Below are 2,564 nucleotides of genomic sequence, written 5' to 3' on the forward strand. Positions count from 1 at the left end.
TTGCGCACCGGTCACCTCACGGCACCACACCGAAACGCGCGCTCTCTAGGGTCGGGGGGGGGGGGGGGGGGGGGGGGGGGGGGGGGGCGGGGGGGGGCGGGGCCCCCCCCCCGCCGCAGTTCACCAACGGAGAAGAAGATGCGCCGTCCCCGCTATCCCTCGGACACCTCGGACGCCGAATGGGCCTTGATCGAGCCGCTGCTGCCGACCCCGGCCTGTGACACACCTCGCGGCGGGGCACCGGAGAGGCATCCCCGCCGCGAGATCGTCGACGCGATCCGCTATGTCGTGGACACCGGCTGCAAATGGCGGGCTCTACCTGCGGATTTTCCTCCATGAAGGACCGTCTGGGGCTTCATGGCCCGCTGGGCGGCCCGCGGTGTCATCGGGCAGATCCGCGATGTCCTCGTCGGCCGGATCCGCCTGGAGATGGGCAAAGGACCCAGAGCGGTGGCCAGCATCATCGACTCGCAGTCGGTGAAGGCGGCCTCGACCGTCGGCAAGAAGAGCCGTGGCTACGACGCGGGCAAGAAGATCAACGGACGCAAGCGGCATCTCGTGGTCGACACCCGTGGCCTGCCCCTGCTGGTCATGGTCACACCGGCTGACCTGCACGACTCCGCAGCGGCGAAGGAAGTCCTCTTCCGCCTCCGCCTGATGCACCCCGAGATCACCATCGTCTGGGCCGACCGCGCCTACGCGGGCAAGCTCGTGACCTGGGCCAAACGCCACCTCAACCTGACCATCAAGACCGTCAGCCGCCCCAAGGACACCTCCGGCTTCATCGTCCTGCCCCGCCGCTGGGTCGTCGAACGAAGTCTGGCCTGGATGATGAACGCCCGCCGCCATGCCCGCGACTACGAGCGGCTCGTCCAGCACTCCGAAACCCTGATCACTTGGGCGGCCATCACCCTCATGACCCGACGCCTCGCACGGCAGAAAGCCGTCGCATCAGCCCGTCTCTGACCGCCGCACCGGACTGCACCATTCACCAGCTGGACTGAACACGCTGTCCGGACAGCTCCGCTCGCCTCTCCACCCAGAAACGGTAGACAGCCAAGCCCGCACCGAACACAGCAGCCGTCCAGACGATGACTTCGGCGAGAACAATGGCCGGGGTCAGCGTGAGATGCGGCCGGGGTGGCAGCACGATCATCTGCACGGCGGCGCCCAACGGAACCGTCAACGCCGCGCACAAGCCGATCCACCCAGGCCGCCTGATGGTCGCGCCTACCGCACCCAGAACCAGGCCGAACGGCAGGCCCACAAGCGTCCACGCGACCATATCCGTGCCAGCCCCCGAGACAAGTGCGTCCGTTACGTAGTACGCCCCTGTGGCAGCGAGCAGCGCCAGGGCCCCGACCAGCGCGCCTCGCACCCGCGTCCTGGCCAGCCAGCCCACCGCCACCGCCAGCGCGGCCCAGGACCAACCCGCGTCCATCAGCAGGCTGAGTACCTTTGCAGAGCTGGCCCAGAAAGTGCCTCTAAGTGGCATTCCTAGCTCTGCATACGGTGACGAAAGGTTGTTGACGAGCGAGGCCGCCGCCCCGAATCCCATCCCGGACGTGACGCCCCCCACCGTGATCTTCATACCGGGAGGATATCCAGCATGTTGTGGCGCTCTCTTTGGCTTCACGAAGCTGATGAACGAACTCACGTCGTCCAGCGAGCACATCACCGAGCTGAGATCAGAAACAACTACTCAGTTACCTCGCATCCACACTCCCCCGGCACACCAGCCCGCCGGCCCGCCTGCTGGCCCTTCAGTGCGCCCTGCGCTCCACATCGACAGGAAGCGTGCACATCCCTGCCGGCCTGCTCCGCACGATGCGGACAGGCCTCCCCACGGCGGCTCGCGCAGAACTGGAGGACACCGCTTGGCTGCACTGCGCTGACACCGGCCCGGAGCACACGGGTTCAGGAATCACGGGATACCTCACGGACCCGGTGCTCCTCACACGGGCACCGGGGCGAAGCAGCCGCTGTCGCGCCGCGGACTGGGCCTTGCGTGTCTGTCACAAGCGGGAGCTGCGCCACGCCGGCCCGGCATCCCGCCTCCTCGCCCTGGCGCTCGACTCACATCTCCCGTCCGACAGCGCTCACGCACAGGCCGCGGAAGACGTCCTCTCCCACACAACCGCCCTCACTCCAGAACAACTGCACCGCGAACTCACCCTGCTCCTCAACTCCCGGTATCTCCAGCACTGGGCTCACAACCCGCTCAGCGGCGACCTGTTGTGGACCATTGTCAACGGCCATGCAGCCGGAGGCGCACTCACCCCTGTGGTCGGCCCCTGAACAACATCACGCCGGATTCCAGACCTCTTTCCGTGCGGCAGCTCACGGCATGCAGATGGGCGTTCCTCGGTGAGCGCACCTGCTTGCTCGTGGGCCTGCCGATCGCATTCGTCCGAAGAACGGACAACGACGCCCAGCCACATCAAAGGTGTCAGCCACGCCACAACTGCTCGGGAGTGTTCAATGAACGGCGGATCCGATGATCAAGGAGACGCCAGATGAGCGACACCACCATCGAGCAGATAGCGGTCGAGGGACCGGCGGCG

Annotated in this window: 2 protein-coding genes and 1 pseudogene; 2 read left to right on the top strand and 1 reads right to left on the bottom strand. The window is 66.9% G+C overall.

Translation table 11 applies throughout. The annotated features are described in order from the left end of the window. Positions 1-138 precede the first annotated feature (138 nt). Positions 139-1,095, top strand: a pseudogene (locus ACIBJG_RS36800) (IS5 family transposase). Here ACIBJG_RS36800 and ACIBJG_RS36805 read toward each other — a convergent pair. Then, complete coding sequence (locus ACIBJG_RS36805; RefSeq protein ID WP_399314442.1) at positions 989-1,591, bottom strand: hypothetical protein; 603 nt, start codon at positions 1,589-1,591, stop codon at positions 989-991. The pseudogene ACIBJG_RS36800 and the gene ACIBJG_RS36805 overlap by 107 nt on opposite strands. Positions 1,592-2,004: 413 nt before the next feature. Here ACIBJG_RS36805 and ACIBJG_RS36810 point away from each other — a divergent pair, with 413 nt between their 5' ends. Continuing rightward, the gene (locus ACIBJG_RS36810) at positions 2,005-2,298 is read left to right on the top strand and encodes a hypothetical protein (RefSeq protein ID WP_399314443.1); all 294 of its coding nucleotides are present in this window, start codon (positions 2,005-2,007) and stop codon (positions 2,296-2,298) included. The last annotated feature ends 266 nt before the right edge of the window (positions 2,299-2,564 follow it).

The sequence above is a fragment of the Streptomyces sp. NPDC050422 genome, from assembly GCF_044458665.1.
GTDB lineage: Bacteria > Actinomycetota > Actinomycetes > Streptomycetales > Streptomycetaceae > Streptomyces.